This window comes from Aquabacterium sp. (assembly GCF_041915145.1).
Lineage (GTDB): Bacteria > Pseudomonadota > Gammaproteobacteria > Burkholderiales > Burkholderiaceae_C > Aquabacterium.
Genome location: NZ_JAYSBZ010000003.1, coordinates 35,043 through 53,185, shown reverse-complemented (window position 1 = coordinate 53,185; position 18,143 = coordinate 35,043). Strand labels below are relative to the sequence as shown.

The following is an 18,143-nucleotide window of genomic DNA, read 5'->3' as shown; positions in this document are numbered from 1 at the left end:
TGACGTCACCGGCTTCAGTGTGCACGGCGGGCTGGCGAAGCCTGGTAGCCGGCGCCGTTGCCCAGGCGCTCGGCGCGTTCGCGTGCCAAGCTGGCTTCGGTCACCGGCTCGCCGCCGATGAAGAAGCTGGCCAGGTAAGCGAGCAAGCCGATCAGCAGCACCACGCCACCACCTTCGCGGATCCAGTAGAAGAAGGTCAACTGGTCTTGCGTGGCCATGTAGCCGGTGGGGTTGGTCGACAGGCGTTGCAGCCACACCTGCAGGATGCCCGCGCCGGTGAGCGCCAGCACCATGGTGGCCATGCCGATGGTCATGATCCAGAACGCCCACATTTCGACGCTTTGTGCCTTCTGGCTGTTGGCCAGGCGGCCGCGCAGCGTGGGCATGGCATACGAGATCATCGAGATCACGACCAGCACGTAGGCGCCGTAGAAGGCCAGGTGACCGTGAGCGGCGGTGATCTGCGTGCCGTGGGTGTAGTAGTTGACCGGGCTCAGCGTGTGGATGAAGCCCCACAGACCGGCGCCCAGGAAGCCCAGCACCGAGGTGCCCACGGCCCACAGCACGGCGGCCTGGTTCGGGTGTTCACGGCGACGGCGTTGCACCATGTTGAAGGCGAACATCGTCATCATGAAGAACGGGATGGGCTCCATGGCCGAGAACACGCTGCCGATCCACTGCCAGTAGCCGGGCAGGCCGATGAAGTAGAAGTGGTGGCCGGTGCCGAGGATGCCGGTCATCAGCGCAAAGGCGATGATCACGTACAGCCACTTGTCGATCACTTCGCGGTCCACGCCCGTGGTCTTGACCAGCACGAAGGCCAGCAGCGCGCCGAGGATCAGCTCCCACACGCCTTCCACCCAGAGGTGAACCACGAACCACCAGTACATCTTGTCGCGCACCAAGTTGTGCGGGTTGACGAAGCTGAACAGGAAGAACAGCGCCAAGCCCCACAGGCCCATCAGCAGCACCAGCGAGATGCTGGTCTTGCGGCCCTTGAGCAGCGTCATCGAGATGTTGAACAGGAAGCCCAGCGCCACCGCCACGATGCCCAGCTTGGTGGGCAGCGGCTGTTCGAGGAACTCGCGGCCCATGGTCTCAAGCAGCTCGTTGCCGGTCATCTTGGCCAGCGTGGCATAGGGCACGGCGAGGTAGCCGACGATGGTCAGCGCGCCCGCGATCAGGAAGATCCAGAACAGCGCGATGGCCAGTTTCGGGCTGTAGAGCTCGGTTTCGGCTTCTTCGGGGATCAGGTAGTAGGCCGAGCCCATGAAGCCCATCAGCAACCAGACGATCAGCAGGTTGGTGTGCACCATGCGCGCCTGGTTGAACGGGATGGCCGGGAACAGGAAGTCGCCGACCACGTATTGCAGGCCCAGGCACAGACCGAACACGATCTGGCCGACGAAGAGGGCGATCGCGCCGATGAAGTACAGCTTGGCGACCGATTGCGATTGGTATTTGAGTACGCTCATGTTTTTCTCCTCAACCCTCGATGTTCGGCGGCCAGTTTTCGGTGTTCACCTCGCTGGTCCACTTCAGGAACTCGACGAGGTTGTCGAGCTGCTCGTCGTTCAGGTTGAATTGCGGCATCTGGCGGCGGCCCGGTGCATGCGTGGGCTGGGCCTTGAGCCAGGCCTTGATGAAATCGGGGCCGCGGCGCTTGTAGACGTTGCCCAGCTCGGGAGCAAAGTAGGCGCCTTCGCCCAGCAGCGTGTGGCAACCGATGCAGTTGCGTGTTTCCCAGATGCGTTTGCCTTCAACCACGGCAGGCGTGATGTTCTGGGCATGCGAGCGCTCTGGCGTTTGCTGCTCGCTGTGAAAGACGATGGCTGCGAACAGGAAGGCGAAGAATGCCGCCCCCCCGTAGAACATATTGCGCGCCATCTGTTTGGTGAAGCCACCACTGGCACCCTGGCTCATGAAAACCTCCTCAGGTCATGCTCACCGCACCCGCTACCCGCAGATGCTTCCCAAAATGAGCTGGCGCGAGTGTCCGAGGGTAAAAAGTCCTAATCCTTGAAGCGGTTTAAGGATGGGCTGACGCAGTGCACAAATTTGAGTTGCCGCAATTTGCCTGGAATCTTTTGGGGTCTTTGGGGCCGGTTGTCTCGGCTCGGCGACCCGTCGCGCAGCTCAGTGCGGACGCGGCAGGCGCAGCTCGACCGTGGTGCCTTCTGGCGACGAGTGCACGCTCACGGTGGCGCCGATGCGGGCGGCCCGTTCCTGCATGATGCTCAGGCCGACGTGGGTGTCGTCGAGCTGGTCGTCTTGCGTATCGAAACCGCGGCCGTCGTCGCGCACCACGACCCGCCATTCGGGCTGGGTCTGCACCTCGACCCAGACGTGGCGTGCGTGGGCGTGCTTGCGCACGTTGGACAGCGCCTCTTGCACGATGTGCAGCACCTGGATCTGCACGTCGGCCGGCAGTGGCAGGCCTTGGCCGTTGAAGTCGAGCTGCGCCGACACGTCGGTCTGGAGCTCGAACTTCGACAGCGTTTCGCGCAAGGCGGGCTCCATGTCCTCGGCGCAGGTACGCACCCTGAAGTGCAGCAGCAATTCGCGCACGTCGCTGTAGCTCTCGCGCAGGCCGGTATCGAGCTCGTCCATGGCGGTCGCGACGGCTTGTGGGCTCTGCCTGGCCATGGCGTCGCGCAGCAACTGCATCTGAATCTTCAGGAAGGCCAGCGATTGGGCGATCGAGTCGTGCAGCTCCTGCGCCAGCAGCTGCCGCTCGGCCGCCACGGCGGCTTCGCGGTCGAGCGCCGCGGCGCGCAGGCTTTCCATGGCGCCGGCGAGGTGGCTGGCCAGGGCCTCGAACAGCCCGCGTTCGTCTTCGCTGAGTTCGGGCCTGCCGCGGTAGAACAGGTCGACTTCGCCCAGCACCCGCTGGTGCAGCTTCACGGGCACCGACACCAGCGTGGCGTAGCCCTCGCGCACGCAATGTTCGAGCACGGCCGCGCGGGTCGCCGGCGACGAGGCTTCGAGGATCGGGATGACGCGCAGGCGCGATGCGTCCACTGGCCCCACCACGGCGCCGCAGTGGCAGTCGCCGCTGTGAATGCACTGCTCTTCCTCGGCCATGGCGTGGGGCAGGCAGTCGCTGGCCAGCAGCACGTAGCGCTCGTTGGTCTCGTCGGACCAGCGGATGACCGCCGAGTCGGCCTGGGCAATGCGGCGAATCTGCCGGGCAAAGCCGCGCGCCAGCTCGTCGAGCGTGTCGGCGCGAGCGGCGAAGGCGGCTACCTCGTACAGCGCGCTCAGCCGCTGCTGCTGGGTTTCGAGGTCGGCGGTCTTGAGCTGCACCTTCGACTCCAGGTTGCCATACAGCGCCTGCAGCTTCTCGGCCATGCGGTTGAAGCCGCGCGCCAGCATGCCGATCTCGTCGCCGGACTCGACCTGCACACGCGCGCCAAAGTCGCCTTCTTCCACGCGACGCAGGCCGCGCTGCAGCCGCGAGACGGGGTCGAGCACCATCACGTGGCCCACGTACAGAAAGGCCATGGCGCTCAACACGGCCAGCGCCATCATCGCGAGCTGGTACGAGCGCAGCAGCGTGGTGAAGCGCGAGAGATGGCTTTCGATGGCCGACACGAAGGCGTCGATGCGCGCGACGAAGGCGTCCACCCGCGCGGTGAGGTCGAGGGGGGCGGCGTGCCCCGCCGCGATATCGCGAGCCTGGCGGCGCAGCACCGCCCAGTCTTGGGCGACGGCGCGAAAGCGCGCGGTGGTGTCGGCGTCCCACGGCACGGTGAGCGGGCGGGCGGGGTCGCCGGTGCGCAGCAACTCGAGGCTTTCGTCGAAGGACTTCAACTGTCGATCAACCTGCTCGGCCGATGGTCGCCCGTCCTGTGGGGCGCTCTGCAGCGTCAGGGTCAGCATGTAGCTGCGCATGCGCATGCGGCCGGCTTCGTTGACGGCGGCGGCGCCGCCTTCCATCTGCCACGTCACCCACAGCGTGAGGCCGATGGCGGCCAGCGCCAGCAGCAGGAACACGCAGCCCACCGTCAGCAGCTTGGATGCCAGCCCGGCGCGCGCCACGCGTTCGCTCACGCCATTGCGCCATTCACTGCCGGTGGCGGCGTCGAGAGGGGCTGCGGCGTTGCGCGGATCGGGCGGCGTGAGGGGCAGGGCAGGGGCGTCGTCGGCCATGGGCGAATGAAGCAGCATGCCCGATGCCGGGCGATGCCGTCATTCTGGCAAATGTCGTCGGACGGCGGGGTTGGGTTGCAAGTGCAGTTTGAACGACGACGGCTCAGGCCGCTTCGGCTTCCCAGGGCGGGAGCGAGGCGTCTGCGGTGGCGGCGGGTTCGGCTGGCGCCACGGTGGGGGCCATCAACCGGTTGCGGTCCAGCAGGCCGCCGAGCGCGTCGATCAGATCCGGGATGAGCTGGCGCAGTTCGCCGGTGGTGATGGCCACGTCGGTGTCGAAGTTGTTGTCGTCTTGCGTGGACTGCTGGCTCGCGCTTTCGAGCACCACGTCGAGCAGCTTGATCTTCTTGAGCGCCAGACCCTCGGTGAGCACGAACGACACGCGGCCGGCCCAGGTGAGGGCGAGCTGCGTGGGCAGCTTGCCCTGCTTGATGTGCTCGCCCACCTCGTCGATCTCGAGGGTGTGGCGGGCGTAGCGCACGGTGGACTTTTCGCTGTCGGGCTGCTTGAGCTCGCACTCGCGATCGACGCTGAAGCCGGACGGCGCCTCCTTGGTGGCCAGCCAGTGCGCCATGGCGGTGGCGGGCGAGAGCTCGGTGTTGACGAGGCTCAGCGCCAGGCCGCCGCCGAGCAGCTCGATCAGGCGGGTGGCGACGCCATCGGCCTTCTTGGCGCTGCCCGCGCCGATCACCACGTAGCGCGCCTCGGGGTCGAGCCAGACCAGCGTCGTCGAGCGCTTGGGGAAGGCGCGCGGCAGCAGGTCGTGCACGATCTCTTCTTTCAGCTCCTTGGCGGCCTTGCCCTTGGGGCGGCGGCCGGTTTCCTCGGCGATCTTGTCGAGCCGCTCGTCGAGCCGGGTCTTGATGACCGAGCCCGGCACGGCCTTGGTTTCGGTGCAGAGCTTCAAGATGAGCTGGCCGCCGATGTTCTCGACCAGCGCGGCGTGCTTTTCATTGCGGGGCTCGACCCAGCCCGACGACTCCGGCTGCGTGGCGCCGCACTCGGTGAAGCGGGCCGCGTCGAGGCGGGTTTCGATGTCGGCGAGAGCGGGGCGGTCCCACTGGTCGATGCGGTAGATGAGCGCGCTTTTGAACATGATCGGCAAGGGAGTTGGGGCGCGGATTTTACGAGGCGCCGCGGCCGGGCATCAGGTGGGCGGGTGGCGGTACCAGCGGTCGAGGGCGCGCTGCCGCAAGGCTTCGCGGCCGGCGCCGCTCACGCGCCAGCTTTGGTGGCTGCTGGCGGCATGCGTCATGAAATCGAGCCACGGCAGATGCCGTCGCAGTACGCGCTTCTGGCGGTGCGAGGCGATGGGGTTGAACAGCCCTTGCCGAGAGAGGAGCTGTCGCGGGTTCTTCTTGACCCACAACCAAGAGCCCATTTCGAGGGTGAGCGGCAGCAGCGTGCGGCCCGGCTGGGCGCAGGCGCGCAGATAGAGGTGATCCCACAGATCACCGTGCGTCAGGTAGTGGCCGCTTTGCGGCTCGATGATGTAGCGGTGGTGCGGGTGGGCCTGCTCGTAGATCTCGGTGAGCGCGGCCAGTTCGGGCAGGTGCTCGATGGGGCGCGGCGTGTGCGCGTGCGGAAACCAGATCCGATCGGCGCTGCCGAAGCCGGAGTGGCAGTCGATGGCGATGCTGAATGCGCGGCTCAGCAGTTCTTGCTCCACCACCGCGCACAGCGCCTGGCTCTCCGGCTCCATCGCCGCGCCACGGGGGCCGCGAAACCACGGCAGCCAGCGGCTGATGCGCTGTCCGCCCAACATGAACGGCACCTGCTCGGCCGACTCGACCGGCGCGTTGCGCATCAGGTCGACGCCGTTGGGGTTGGCTCGCGTGCCCATCCAGACCCCGCCGGGGTTGACCATGGGCATGAAGACCAGGCGCACCGATTCGAGCTGGCGGTGCAGCAGGGCGTCCCACCTCAAGCGCGCCAGCAGGCTGCTCAGGTAGGCCGTGACCACGCAGGCGCCGATGCGCTCCAGCCCGTGCACGCCGCCAAAGAAGCCCACGGCGGGCACCTGCGGACTGGGGTTGCCCAGCGCGACCGACACCACCGGAAAGCGCTGCGGCCCGGCCTGCACCTCGCAGAGCTGGCGTATCTCGGCCTCGGGCGGCGCGGCGTCGAGCGCCTCGCGCAAGGCGCGCAACTCGGGCGGGCACTGCGGCAAGGCCCAGTACGGTGAGACACCCGCCCCGCCTTGCACCCCCGGCGCCTCGGGTGACGGTGCGAAGCCGCGGCGGTAGAGGTCGAGCAGGCGGGACATGGGGCGTGCTCGGCGTGCTCAGCTGGCCTTCTTGGGCCGGCCTGACTTGAGCGGGGTCAGGCCATCGAGCACGGCGCGCAACTGGGTGTCGCCCAGCGCGGTCAGCGCGTGCAGGCCGGCGCGCAGCAACTCGCTCTTCTTGGTCGGGCGGCGAAAGCCCAGGGAGCGCTCTTTCAGGGTGTGGATCAGGCCGAAGTCGTGACTGGGCATGGTGAAGCTGTCGCGCACCAGCTTCTGCTTGCCGTTGCTGGCGGGCGCTGCAGCCGCAGCGGCGACTGGCTTGGCTGCCTTTGCCGGTTTGCTGGCCTTGGCCGATTTGGCGGCGGCTTGCGGGGCGGGCCTGGTTGCGGGCTTGGCCGCAGGCTTGGCTGCGGGCTTGGCGAGGGCCCGAGCCGTCTTGGTGGTGGCCGGAGCCTTGGCTGCCGGCAGGCTGGCCTTTTGAGATGCGGCCTTCTTGGCGGCCACCTTGGGGGCGGGGGTGACAACTGCGTTCATCGAGATGCGTCCTTCAAAAAAATGGGTGTAAACGATTTATACGATATAAATCGTTCGTCCGTCAAAGGGTGCGAACGCCTCGCGGCCGAGGTGGGTACGATTGAGCGCATATTGGTTGTTTTCAGAGCTATGCCCATCGATTCGACTATGCCGCCTTCCGACGCGCCCTCCCTCGACCCCGCCGAGACGCGGTTTGCCGTGTTGCCCGCCGACGACCGCCTGCGCGCCGAGTTGCACAACGAGGTGCACGCCCGCCCGCCGGCGCGCATTCGGCTGCCGGCTTTGGTGGTCTACGTGGCCGTGCTCAACGATGGCATCTCGCGCGAGGCCGAGCTGGCGCACCTGCGCAAGCTGCCTGGGCAGGGCGGGCTGACGCTGGCGCAGTTGTCGGGCAACTTCTTGCGGCTGCGCTTTGCCGACCACACGCTGAAGTGGGAGCGGCACACCGAATTCACCCGCTACTCGATCGTGCAGGGCTTGCCCGACGGCGCCTTGCAGGGGCAGGACGAAGCCGAGCTGATTCGCCAGCTGACCGTGGACGTGGCCTGGTTGGCGGCGACGCCGGGGCGCACCGTGGCGGCCATCATGATGGCCATGGTGGACGGCGAGGTGGACGACCCCGAGGCCATGCGCCGTCAGGCCGACGCGTGGTTCGAGGGCCGCGTGACGCTGGCCTCGTGGCTGGGCATTCGCCGCTCGTGCGTGATGACCGACTTTCGCCTGCGCGACAGCGGCTTCGAGCGCCTGCTGGTGATCTCGCCGCCGGGCACCACCGAGCCGCGCGCCGGCCGCATCTCGCAGCGTCTGCTCGAGCTCGAAACCTACCGCCTGATGGCGCTGCGCGGCCTGCCCGTGGCCAAGGAGCTGGGGCCGATGCTGGCCGCCGCCGAGTCGGGCCTGGCCGATATCACGGCGGGCCTCGAAAACGCCGAAGCAACGGACCAGGCTTTGCTCGGCCAACTGATCGCGCTGGCCGCCGGGGTGGAGCGCGCCACGGCCACGCACATGTACCGCTTCTCGGCCACGCAGGCTTACTACGGGCTGGTGCAGCAGCGCATCGAGCAGCTGAGCGAAGCGGCCATTCCGGGCACGCAGATGGTGGGCGAGTTCTTGCAGCGGCGGCTGTCACCGGCCATGGCCACGGTGCAGGCGACCGCGCAGCGCTTGACGAGCCTGTCGCAGCGCATCGAGCGCGCCAGCGCCTTGCTGCGCACGCGGGTCGACATTGCCACCGAGGCGCAAAACCAGATGCTGCTCGAAAAGCTCACGCGCGGCCAAGAGCTGCAGCTGCGTCTGCAGTCCACCGTGGAAGGCCTGTCGATCGCCGCCATCGCCTACTACGTCGTCAGCCTCATCCTCTACGCCGGCAAGGCGGCCAAGGGGGCGGGCCTGCACGTCAACCCCGAGGTGCTGGCCGGGGCGCTCATCCCGGTGGTGCTGCTGGCCATCGCCTGGGCCACGCAGCGCATCCACAAGAAGCTGCACCACGACGCCGCGGCGGCCGCTGCGGGCATGGCCCGCCCGCCGCACTGAGCGTCGCGGGGCGCGTCACTTCTTCAAGGCGGCCTTCCAGTCGCGGAACACGTCGAGATCGATGCCGTCCGGGTAGTTGAGGTAGCCCGGCGCGTGGCCCTTGGTGCCCAGCACGCCGTATTGCCAGATGATCTCCTTCGTCTGGCGATCGACCACGATCACGCGGTCGTGCAGGTCATCGACGATCAGCACGTCGCCGGTATCAGGCAGCTCGCGGGCGATCGAGGGGTGATCGAGCATCTTGTCGCCCTCGGTGAAGAAGTATTCCCACGTGGCCTTCTTGGTGGCGGGGTCGAAGATCACCACGCGCCCCGGCTTGTTGAAGTCGGCCACGATCATCTGCTTGCCGTCCACGGTGGGAAAGGTGTCGGACGGGTAGCGCACGTGCGGCGCCGGCATGCTCCAGAGCACCTTGCCGGCGCGCGTGATGCGCGACACCCACGAGCCGCTGATCTCGCTGACGATGATGTCGCCGTTCTCGGTGGGCGTCGCGCCGTTCGGGAAGGCCAGCTGGTGCGGCGGGTTGTGGCGGCATTGCCCGGGCTGGCCCCATTGCGTGTCGATGTGGCTGTCTTTCGGGTTGACGATCAGGATGCGGCAGTTGCGGATGTCGGCCACCATGAACTTGCCGTCGGCCAGCAGGTGCGCGTCGTCGGGGAAGTTGAGCAGCGTGCCCGTGCGGCCGCGCCGGTTGGGGATGCCGTAGGTGTAGGTGATGGCGCGTTGCTCGTAATCGACGATGTGCGCGTCGTAGTTGTCTTCTTCGCTCACGGCCAGCTGGCGGCCGTCTTGCGAGAAGTTCACGTCTTCATTGCCGCGATACAGCGTGAGGTTGGGCGACGGGAATTCCCAGACGATGCGCTTGTCGGGCGCGATTTCGATCAGGCGGTTGTTGCGCCGATCGGCGATCACGATCGGGTAGGGCAGCGGTTTGCCCCACGAGGCCACCGGGCGCTGGCGGTTGCCGGTTACCGGGGGCGGCGAAGGCAGCGCCACGCCGCTCGACACCTGGCCGGCGCCGGTCATCTCGGGCGTCACCTCGACGGCGATGCCGGGTTCCTTGGCCGGGCCGCCTGCCGCCAACGCGGCTGCAGCGGCGCCCGTCATCAGGCCCGCCAAGGCGATCTTGTGCAATGTCTTCATGTCTTGTTCCTCTCATGGGCCGGGTTTCGGCCGAGGCCGCACGATGCCGCAATGGGTGCGCGCCAGCCTTGACGGGACGCAAGAGGCGCCTCAGTTGATGCGACGCGGCGCTTCAGCGGCTCTCGCGCACCACCCGGCCATGCAGTGGCTGCACGGGCCGCGCGTTGTCGGCAAACAGCGTGTGCAGGCGCTGCAACTGGGTCGCCGACAGGCTCAGCGGCTCTTTTAGCACCAGCCACTGCACGCCCTCGGTGCAGGGCGGCGCGGTGAGCGAACCTTCATACGCGTAGTAGCCCCGGTGGGCGGGCAGCAAGCGGGTGGGGTCGAACGCGGTGCCGAGCGCGAGCGGCCGTTCGGGCTCGCCCGCCGCCGGCAGATGCGGCAGCAGCTCGGCCAGCGCGGCGTTGTCGGCGCCCAGCCGAAACAGCACGACCATCGACACCAGTTGGCCCGACGCGCGCTTGTGCAGCCAATGCATGGCCATCGGGAAGGACTCGCCGCGAAGCTGGTCGCCGCCCGGCGTGTGGAAGTGAAATTGCTGCAGCGTCAGCGCCTCGCGCCCGATCAGCAGGTGGCTGCCCGGTGCGAAGCGCACGCGCACCGTGTGGCCGTCGTTCACCACCCGCAGCGGCGAGCGCGGGCCGGGCGGCGGGTAGAGCGTCTGCAGGGCCGGCAGCGCCTGGGGCTGGGTGAGCGTGATGTCGATGGGCGACTGCCGCTGTCCGCTTTCGCACAACCCGGTGGCCGGTGTGGCGGCGGCCGCCAACGGCCCCGCCATCGCGAGCCAGACCGCACCCCGCGCGACGCCGCGCCAGACGCGTCGCCGCTGTGGGTTTGTCGATGGGCAAGCGAGATGGCGAGGCATCGAATGAGCGAGATCGAGCACGGTTGAAAAACAGGCAACGGAGGCGAACCAAGACCGGTGCGCAGCGTATTCCAATTTTCGGCCCGCCCCAACCGGTTGAGCCAGGTCGGATGAGGGATTTCACTCATGCGGCTCGCATGACCGCGCGCCGTCGGCGTTGAAGCCCGGGCTTACATTCGCAACCTCACCAAACCACACCAGGAGCGCGCGTCATGACGACCCCTTCGTTCAAGTTTGAAACCCTCTCGGTGCATGCCGGATACGAGCCGGACCCGACCACCAAGGCGGTCGCGGTACCGATCTACCAGACGGTGGCCTACGCCTTCGACAGCGCGCAGCACGGTGCCGATCTGTTCGACCTCAAGGTGCCGGGCAACATCTACACCCGCATCATGAACCCCACGCAGGACGTGCTCGAAAAGCGCGTCGCGGCGCTCGAAGGCGGCATCGCCGCGCTGGCGCTCGCTTCGGGCCAGGTGGCGGTGACGTATGCCATCCAGACCATCGCCGAGGCAGGCGACAACATCGTCGCCTCGACCGCGCTGTACGGCGGCACCTACAACCTCTTTGCGCACACGCTGCCGCAGTTCGGCATCACCACGCGCTTTGCCGATCACCGCAACCCCGACAGCTTCGAGTCGCTGATCGATGCGCGCACCAAGGCCGTGTTCGTCGAGTCGCTGGGCAACCCGGCCGGCAACGTGACCGACATCGCCAAGATCGCCGAGATCGCGCATCGTCACGGCGTGCCGCTGATCGTCGACAACACCGTGCCGTCGCCCTACCTGTGCCGTCCGTTCGAGCACGGGGCCGACATCGTCGTGCACTCGCTGACCAAATACCTCGGCGGCCACGGCACCTCGCTGGGCGGCGCCATCGTGGACAGCGGCAAGTTCCCGTGGGCGCAGCACAAAGAGCGCTTCAAGCGCCTCAACGAGCCCGACGTGAGCTACCACGGCGTGGTCTACACCGAGGCGCTCGGCCCGGCCGCCTACATCGGTCGTGCCCGCGTGGTGCCGCTGCGCAACATGGGCGCGGCCATCTCGCCGTTCAACGCCTTCCAGATCCTGCAAGGCATCGAAACGCTGCCGCTGCGCATGGACCGCATCAACGACAACGCGCTCAAGGTGGCCCAGCACCTCAAGAGCCGGCCGCAGGTGGCGTGGGTCAACTACGCCGGCCTCGAAGATCACCCCGACCACGCGCTGGCCCGCAAATACCTGAAGGGCAAGGCTTCGGGCCTGGTCACCTTCGGCATCAAGGGCGGCCGCGAGGCGGGGGCGCGCTTTCTCGACAAGCTGCAGCTCTTCACTCGCCTGGTCAACATCGGCGACGTGCGCTCGCTGGCCACGCACCCGGCCTCGACCACCCATCGCCAGCTGTCGCCCGAGGAACTGGCCAAGGCCGGCGTGGGCGAGGACTCGGTGCGCCTGTCGATCGGCATCGAGCACATCGACGACCTGCTGGCCGATCTCGACCAGGCCCTGGCGGGCTGAGCCGCACGCTCAACGGCCCGCCGCGCTCGCGGGCCAAAGGAGGCACATGACCCAGCACAACGGCGCGCAGATCGGCCTGACCGCGCACTACACCGGCTACACGTGGTTTCACAACGGGCTGTCGCACCCGGCCTTTGCCACGCCGCGCGGACGCCGCCTGGTCGCGCTGATGCGTCCGATCGACGCACTGGCGCGTCGCGTGGGCTCGCCATCGGTCGAGGGCCTGCTGCTGGCGCGGCACCGCGCCATCGATCTCGAGCTCGACCGTGCCATCGCGCGTGGCGAGGTCGGGCAGGTGATCGAGGTGGCGTCCGGGCTCAGCCCGCGCGGCTGGCGCTTCAAGCAGCGTTACGGCGACCGCCTGCGCTACGTCGAAGCCGACCTGCCGCACATGGCCGCGCTCAAGCTCGACTTGTTGCGCGGCGCCGGCCTGCTGGCCGCCGGCCACGAGGTGCTGCCCTTCGACGCCACGGCCGCGTCGGGCCCGCTCTCGCTGTCGGCCGTGGTCAGCCGGCTCGACCCGCGCATCGGCGTGGCCATCATCACCGAGGGCCTGCTGATGTACCTCAACAAACCGGCGGTGCTCGACTTGTGGGCCCGCTTCGCGCAGGTCTTGCAGACCTTCGAGAGCGGGGTGTACCTGTCAGACCTGCACCTCAACGAGTTGGACCACAGCTGGCTGATCAGGCCGTTTCGCGTCGTGCTGCAGGCGGTGGTGCGGGGCCGCGTGCAGTGGCACTTCGACACCGCGCCGGCCGCGACGGCGGCGCTGCATCAGGCAGGGTTCGACCGGGCCGAGCTGCTCGACCCGCGCCGCGTGTTGCAGGGCCAGCCGCTGGCCGACCCGGCCGGGGCGGGCCTGGTGCGGGTGGTTACGGCGCGGGTGCGTCGTGGCTCATGCGATCGCGTCGAGCCAGGCTCGGGAACAACCTGACCCACAGCGCGGCGATCAGCATCGACCCCACGCCGCCCAGCACCACCGAGCCGACCGCGCCAAACAGGGCGGCGGTGAAGCCCGATTCGAACTCGCCGAGTTGGTTCGACGCGCCGATGAAGATCGAGTTGACGGCGGCGACGCGGCCACGCATGTCGTCGGGCGTTTCGAGCTGCGTGAGCGTCAGGCGCGTGACGACGCTGATGTTGTCGGCCGCGCCCGTGGCGGCCAGGGCCAGCATCGACAACCAGAAGCTCGACGACAGGCCGAACACCAGCGTGGCCAGCCCGAACACCGCCACGGCAGCCAGCAGGCGCGGGCCCACGCGGCGCTCCAGCGGCCAGCGCGTCAGCACCAGCGACATCGACAAGGCGCCCACCGCAGGCGCGGCGCGCAGCAGGCCCAGCCCGACGGGGCCGGTGTGCAGGATGTCGCGAGCAAAGATCGGCAGCAGGGCGGTGGCGCCGCCGAGCAGCACGGCGAACAGATCGAGCGTGGTCGCGCCCAGCAGCACCTTGCGCTCCCACACGAAATGCAGTCCGGCAAAGATGTCGCGCCAGGAGCGCGAGTGGGTGCCGGGCGCGAAGGCATAGCGCACCGTCAAGGCCAGCGCGGCCGCCACGGTCAGCAAGGTGGCGCAGGTCAGGTACACCGCCGCGGCGCCCAGGGTGTAGAGCAAGCCGCCCAGGGCCGGGCCGCAGATGACGGCGATCTCCATGCCGCTGGAGCTCAGCGCAATCGCCTGTTGCAGCAAGCGGCTGGGCACCAGCAGCGGCGTCAAGGCCTGCTGCGCGGGCATCTGGAATGACCGTGCCAAGCCGAGCACCACCGAGAGGGCCAGGATCAAGGTGCGCGACGCGTGCCCCGTCTCGGTGGCCCACAGCAGCAGCCCGGCCACGCAGGCCTGGGCAAACAGGCTGATGGCGAAGATGCGGGCCCGGTGGTGGCGATCGGCCACGTGCCCGGCGGGCAGCGTCATCACCAGGGCCGGCACGAACTGAAACAGCCCGACCAGGCCCAGGTCCCAGGCGCTCGACGTGAGGTCGTACATGTGCCAACCCACCGCCACCATCAGCATCTGATTGGCCGTGATACCGGCCAGACGCGACAGCCAGAAACGCACAAACGGCCGTTGGGCCCAAACCTCGCGCAGCGGGTTTATCGCCGGGTCTTTCGAGTCGAAGTCAAACGGGCTTCGATTGTGCCGAGTCTGCTTGGGCCTTGCCGGGTTGCTCGGGCAAGACCTTGTGGGGCACCGCATCGCTCTTGCGCAGCACGCACTGTGGTGATTGATCAGGTCGCTGTTGGTCGGCGAGGGCTGACGGGATGGGGAAGTTGACGAACAGGCATGAGGGGCTGCGCGATCCGGGCGGGAGTGCTCATGGATGGGGTTGTGGGGCTTGCTCTTTCGCCCCAAAGTCCCCAATCCGCCTTTCACTCTTTAAGTCATGGCGCCCATTTTCTGGTGCCTGATGAATGAGTTGTGTTCGAAGTCTCGTCCATGCACTCGTGCCAGCAGAGGGCAAGAAGCCTCAGCACATCGGGGTCGACTCTCATGGCTACATTCCACCACGCCGACGGGGACGAACGACAGGCGCAGCGGGGGTATATGCACGCAATCCTTGGTCGCCAGTAACGATCTCAACGTGGAGCCCTGTTTCAGCATAAAACTCTGCAACGTCTTTGATCGTCGCATCAGCGATGCTGGTGCCCCCTGCGGCAAGCGCAGGCCATGAATCGGCGAGCCTTAGAAGCGCTTCACGGCCCCATAGTTCTTCCTGCCCGGAGAACGGCACCCAAGGATTTCTGCCGTTTACCGATTCAGTTAGTAGTCTGGAAAGTTGCCCGGCAAGGAGGTAGCGGTCACCGTTGCATTGTGCGATGTGGTTTCCCGTCTCGATAAGCGCGGCCAACGGCAGTACAAGAGTAGCCCCGTCTTTGATAGCTTGACTCAGAACTTGTTCGCTTCGCTCGTAGGTCCACGTGTCCCCATCTGGCCCCGCGGTGTCCTTGCCAGGTACTTTCAACCAGCAGCAAAGCACCGATGTGTCGATGATCAGAACACGTTTACTCATGAGCTGCCACGCCATCAGCGAACTCAAGGGGAAGCTGCTCCTGAAGGCTGCGCTCAATCAAACCCCGGCTAGAGAGGCGGCCTATCGACCCTTGCGCAAGCAACCGAGGAAGGTCTGCCAAGTCTTCCAGGGGAGTTAGAACACTGTGCCCGTTGGTCGGGTCGCGGTGTGCAACTGTGATGAATGGAACCATGCGACTGCCCATAGCGTCCAGGAGTGCTGGGTTGTGGGTGGTTGCGAGAACGTCTACTTCCCTGGTCGCTCCTACGTCCTTGAGCATTTGTAGCAGCATGCTCGCTCGAGATGGGTGCAACCCGTTGTCCACCTCCTCAATGACCAGCAGACTACCTTTGGGGCGCGTCAGGAGTGCCGTCAGGATGGCCAGGAAGCGCAACGTGCCGTCCGACATTCCTCGCGCATCTACAGTTGGAGGGTTCTCGGTTCCCCCCCATTCTTCTTCGCAATACAACATCGCGTCCGAACCGAACTTGCCTACTGGATCGGCATAGACCCGCTTGATGTCACGCTCGGGAAGCTTCGCAGCGTACTGGCTCAGTACTCGCTCAATTTCGGCCTTTTGCGATGCAGGCATTGCCGCGATGACTCCGGCAATGTTGCGCGCGTCGGAGTCGAGCTTGTCTGCGAGCGGAGAGTAGGTTCTCATATGAGACGGGATGGGGTCCAAAACGAAGATATCTCGTAGGGACCTGATGACCTCATTGACGCCCACATCGGTGTCCTGAGGAAGTTTCTGACCGTACAACTGAAATAGCGCCGGCTGCGCTCTCGCCAAATCCCGCTTCGTACCACTCTTGCCGTTATATAGGCGAACGACAATCGTGGGCGAGCGCAACTCGCATGGATCAGTCCAGAGCAAACGCACCTTACCGGTTTCAACTTTCCGCTCACCCTTGGTCAACTTGAAGCGGCGTCTGGTAAGTTCCTCGGACAGGACATCGCATCGACCATCGTGTACCGAGCAGCCAAGTACGTAGTGAAACTCGGTCAGCCGATCATCGGCCTGACAGACAACGCCCACACTGAAGGAATTAGCAGGCCTACGAGCCGCCCACTCAACGCCACCTCGCAACGGTGCTAGGTTGCTGTCACCTTGCAGCGCATAACTCAAGAGGGCACCTGTCGATAGGCGATTCAGGAAAGCTAACGCATCTAAAGCATTGGACTTACCGCTTGCGTTGGTTCCAATGACCACAGTTATTGCGTCGATCTGCAATCTAGAGCTTGCATAACTCTTCCAGTCATCAAGCAGTAGGGTCGTGATCATGTTTTGGGCCTTCAGGTTTTTTCACGAGGTCAGCAGACTCCGCTGCTACTTTAATTATGTGAGCCAACGTCGTCCTTAGCAGCGGGCCGCGCTATGTAATCTTTAGATTCGGGCGTCGTCTCGACGGTTGCGTGATGTGAGGCCTGATAGTGATTGCCAAGATGTGTCTGCTTTTGACAGCAGCCCCAGCCGCTCTGTCGCATCAGCAGCCAATCCCCTCAGCGCGGCACCCTCTTGGCCGCCACCCGCTTCTTCTTCGGCCCATCTGGCGCATGCCGCATCGCATCGATGATGCGGGCCAGCGCCTTAAGCGAGGCGCGGCCGCTCAGGCCCAGGTCTTCGAACTCGCCTTCGGCCAAGGCTTCGCAGAGCCGCTCGAACTGAATCAGCAGCGAGGCGAGCTCTTCGGCGTCGATGTGAGGGTTCCACTGGCTGAGCTGGCGCAGCAGCCGTTTGCGGCCGGCGGCGCGGGCTTGGCGGATCTGCGGGTGGTCGATCGACAAGGCGCGCAGGTTGCGCCGGAAGATCAAGAAGGACCGCGTGCTTTCGACGCAGGCTTCGGCCAGTTCTTCGCTGGGCAGCGGCGGCTGCAGAAAGATGGTTTCGAGGATGGCGTGCTCGGCTTCTTCCCAGATGCCGAGCACCTCGATGAAGATCTCGGCCTTGTCGGTAAACCAGCGATAGAAGGTTTGCGGGGCAAAGCCCGCGCGCCGGGCGATGCGGTTGGTGTCGGTGGCGCCAAAGCCGAATTCGATGAACTCGGCCGCCGCGGCTTGCAGCAAGAGCGTGCGCGTGGTCGGCGTCTCGTGGGGTTGCTGCACCATGTCTATACCTTCAGCGCGGCGAGCCAGCCCAGCAGGTGGGCGAACACGCGCTGGCGGTCGGGCTCGTGCAGTAGGTCGTGGGCCAGATGGTCGTAGACGTGCGCGCGCACCAGGCTGGCGGGGGCCTGGCGGACGAAGCGCTCGCAGCCCGCCGCCATCACGAGCCGGTCGGCGGTGGAATAGAGCATCAGCGTGGGCACCGTCCATTGTTTGGCGCGTGCAAACACCGCTTCGCCCGAGTCGAGCAGAAATTGCGCGAGGCGCGGCGTGAGTTGCTCATGCAGCAGCGGGTCGGTTGCGATCTCGTGCAGCACGTCGGGGTTGGTCGTGATCCATTCGTGGCGAAAGCCCGCCGGCACGGCCAGGTCCGGCACCAGGCGACCGAGCGACGACAGCAGCGCGCGCTGGGTGATGCTCATGGTGGGCTGCAGCGCCGGTGCGGCCAGGATCGCGCCGTGCAACGGGCGCGCCCACGGTTCGCCCGCCTCGGCCGCTGACAGCGAGCAACTCAGGCGGGCCGCAACGGCGCCCCCCATGCTCGACCCGAGCACGACGCGCGGCCGGTCGGGGTAGGCGCGGGCGATGGCGTCGTAGAGCAAGGCCTGGTCGTGCAGCAGATCGTGTGCATGCTTGAGCGCGCCGCGTGGGCCTTCGGAGCGGCCGTGTCCGCGGTGGTCGATGGCGGCGGCGGCCCAGCCGGCCTGGTTCAACAAGCGGGCCAGTTCGTCGAAGCGCCCGGCATGTTCGCCCATGCCATGGATCAGCTGCACCGTGCCCTTGGGGCGATCGACGGGCCAGTGATGCACGTGCAGCCGGGTGTCGTCGTGGGCGCGCAGCGCGGCGGGGGGTGCGTGATCGGCTGAGGTGGCGCCGCGCGCTGGAGCGGCAGCGTTGGGCTTGCTCTTCATGTGCCGGCAAGTTTAGGGCACGGTTTTGGCGGGGCGGGCCGGTTGGGCCGCCGCCTGCGCAAAGCGGGTGTGACGCCGGGGCGGCTAGGGAAATTCCGGGGCGCGCGTGCCCGTGAGCCGGGGCGGTTTTGGTGCGTAATGGTGCGTAATGGTGCGCCAAGCTGCAG

16 protein-coding genes are annotated in these 18,143 nt (G+C 66.6%); 3 read left to right on the top strand and 13 right to left on the bottom strand.

The genetic code is table 11. From position 1 onward, the window contains the following. Positions 1 to 14 precede the first annotated feature (14 nt). From ACE3SS_RS01140 to ACE3SS_RS01115, 6 genes are all read right to left on the bottom strand, one after another. Positions 15 to 1,475 (bottom strand): cbb3-type cytochrome c oxidase subunit I, encoded by a 1,461-nt coding sequence (locus ACE3SS_RS01140; protein WP_374590403.1) that lies wholly within the window; start codon positions 1,473 to 1,475, stop codon positions 15 to 17. A gap of 10 nt (positions 1,476 to 1,485) precedes the next feature. Then, positions 1,486 to 1,923 (bottom strand): cytochrome c, encoded by a 438-nt coding sequence (locus ACE3SS_RS01135; protein ID WP_374590401.1) that lies wholly within the window; start codon positions 1,921 to 1,923, stop codon positions 1,486 to 1,488. A gap of 213 nt (positions 1,924 to 2,136) precedes the next feature. Beyond that, positions 2,137 to 4,170: a type IV pili methyl-accepting chemotaxis transducer N-terminal domain-containing protein gene (locus ACE3SS_RS01130; RefSeq protein ID WP_374590399.1), complete on the bottom strand. Its 2,034-nt coding sequence runs from the start codon at positions 4,168 to 4,170 to the stop codon at positions 2,137 to 2,139. A gap of 85 nt (positions 4,171 to 4,255) precedes the next feature. After that, entirely contained in the window at positions 4,256 to 5,248 is a 993-nt protein-coding gene (locus ACE3SS_RS01125; RefSeq protein ID WP_374590397.1) for a recombination-associated protein RdgC, read from the bottom strand. Positions 5,249 to 5,299: 51 nt separating this feature from the next. Beyond that, positions 5,300 to 6,418, bottom strand: coding sequence for a M14 family zinc carboxypeptidase (locus ACE3SS_RS01120; RefSeq protein ID WP_374590395.1), 1,119 nt, complete (start codon positions 6,416 to 6,418; stop codon positions 5,300 to 5,302). 18 nt (positions 6,419 to 6,436) lie between these two features. Further along, positions 6,437 to 6,913: a hypothetical protein gene (locus ACE3SS_RS01115; protein ID WP_374590393.1), complete on the bottom strand. Its 477-nt coding sequence runs from the start codon at positions 6,911 to 6,913 to the stop codon at positions 6,437 to 6,439. Positions 6,914 to 7,060: 147 nt separating this feature from the next. Between ACE3SS_RS01115 and ACE3SS_RS01110 the strand changes: the two genes are divergently transcribed. Continuing rightward, positions 7,061 to 8,446: a DUF3422 family protein gene (locus tag ACE3SS_RS01110; protein WP_374590391.1), complete on the top strand. Its 1,386-nt coding sequence runs from the start codon at positions 7,061 to 7,063 to the stop codon at positions 8,444 to 8,446. A gap of 15 nt (positions 8,447 to 8,461) precedes the next feature. Here the strand turns inward: ACE3SS_RS01110 and ACE3SS_RS01105 are convergent, their stop codons facing one another. Together ACE3SS_RS01105 and ACE3SS_RS01100 are read right to left on the bottom strand one after the other, a co-directional pair. Beyond that, complete coding sequence (locus ACE3SS_RS01105; RefSeq protein WP_374590389.1) at positions 8,462 to 9,589, bottom strand: PQQ-binding-like beta-propeller repeat protein; 1,128 nt, start codon at positions 9,587 to 9,589, stop codon at positions 8,462 to 8,464. 112 nt (positions 9,590 to 9,701) lie between these two features. Next, positions 9,702 to 10,367, bottom strand: coding sequence for a carbonic anhydrase (locus tag ACE3SS_RS01100; protein ID WP_374590387.1), 666 nt, complete (start codon positions 10,365 to 10,367; stop codon positions 9,702 to 9,704). 299 nt (positions 10,368 to 10,666) lie between these two features. Between ACE3SS_RS01100 and ACE3SS_RS01095 the strand changes: the two genes are divergently transcribed. Both ACE3SS_RS01095 and ACE3SS_RS01090 read left to right on the top strand, forming a co-directional pair. Then, positions 10,667 to 11,950 (top strand): O-acetylhomoserine aminocarboxypropyltransferase/cysteine synthase family protein, encoded by a 1,284-nt coding sequence (locus ACE3SS_RS01095; RefSeq protein ID WP_374590385.1) that lies wholly within the window; start codon positions 10,667 to 10,669, stop codon positions 11,948 to 11,950. 46 nt (positions 11,951 to 11,996) lie between these two features. After that, entirely contained in the window at positions 11,997 to 12,884 is an 888-nt protein-coding gene (locus ACE3SS_RS01090; RefSeq protein ID WP_374590383.1) for a class I SAM-dependent methyltransferase, read from the top strand. Here the strand turns inward: ACE3SS_RS01090 and ACE3SS_RS01085 are convergent. The 5 genes from ACE3SS_RS01085 to ACE3SS_RS01065 all read right to left on the bottom strand — a co-directional run bounded on the left by ACE3SS_RS01085 (position 12,823) and on the right by ACE3SS_RS01065 (position 17,976). Continuing rightward, positions 12,823 to 14,007, bottom strand: coding sequence for an MFS transporter (locus ACE3SS_RS01085; protein WP_374590381.1), 1,185 nt, complete (start codon positions 14,005 to 14,007; stop codon positions 12,823 to 12,825). The genes ACE3SS_RS01090 and ACE3SS_RS01085 overlap by 62 nt on opposite strands. 436 nt (positions 14,008 to 14,443) lie before the next feature. Beyond that, the gene (locus ACE3SS_RS01080; RefSeq protein WP_374590379.1) at positions 14,444 to 14,959 is read right to left on the bottom strand and encodes a hypothetical protein; all 516 of its coding nucleotides are present in this window, start codon (positions 14,957 to 14,959) and stop codon (positions 14,444 to 14,446) included. Further along, the gene (locus tag ACE3SS_RS01075; protein WP_374590377.1) at positions 14,952 to 16,244 is read right to left on the bottom strand and encodes an AAA family ATPase; all 1,293 of its coding nucleotides are present in this window, start codon (positions 16,242 to 16,244) and stop codon (positions 14,952 to 14,954) included. Before ACE3SS_RS01075 ends, ACE3SS_RS01080 begins: the two co-directional genes overlap by 8 nt. A gap of 218 nt (positions 16,245 to 16,462) precedes the next feature. Then, positions 16,463 to 17,068 carry a TetR/AcrR family transcriptional regulator gene (locus tag ACE3SS_RS01070; RefSeq protein WP_374590376.1) on the bottom strand — a complete coding sequence of 202 codons (606 nt, stop codon included), beginning with the start codon at positions 17,066 to 17,068 and terminating at the stop codon, positions 16,463 to 16,465. Between the two features lie 2 nt (positions 17,069 to 17,070). Continuing rightward, positions 17,071 to 17,976: a lysophospholipase gene (locus ACE3SS_RS01065; RefSeq protein WP_374590374.1), complete on the bottom strand. Its 906-nt coding sequence runs from the start codon at positions 17,974 to 17,976 to the stop codon at positions 17,071 to 17,073. Between the last annotated feature and the right edge of the window lie 167 nt (positions 17,977 to 18,143).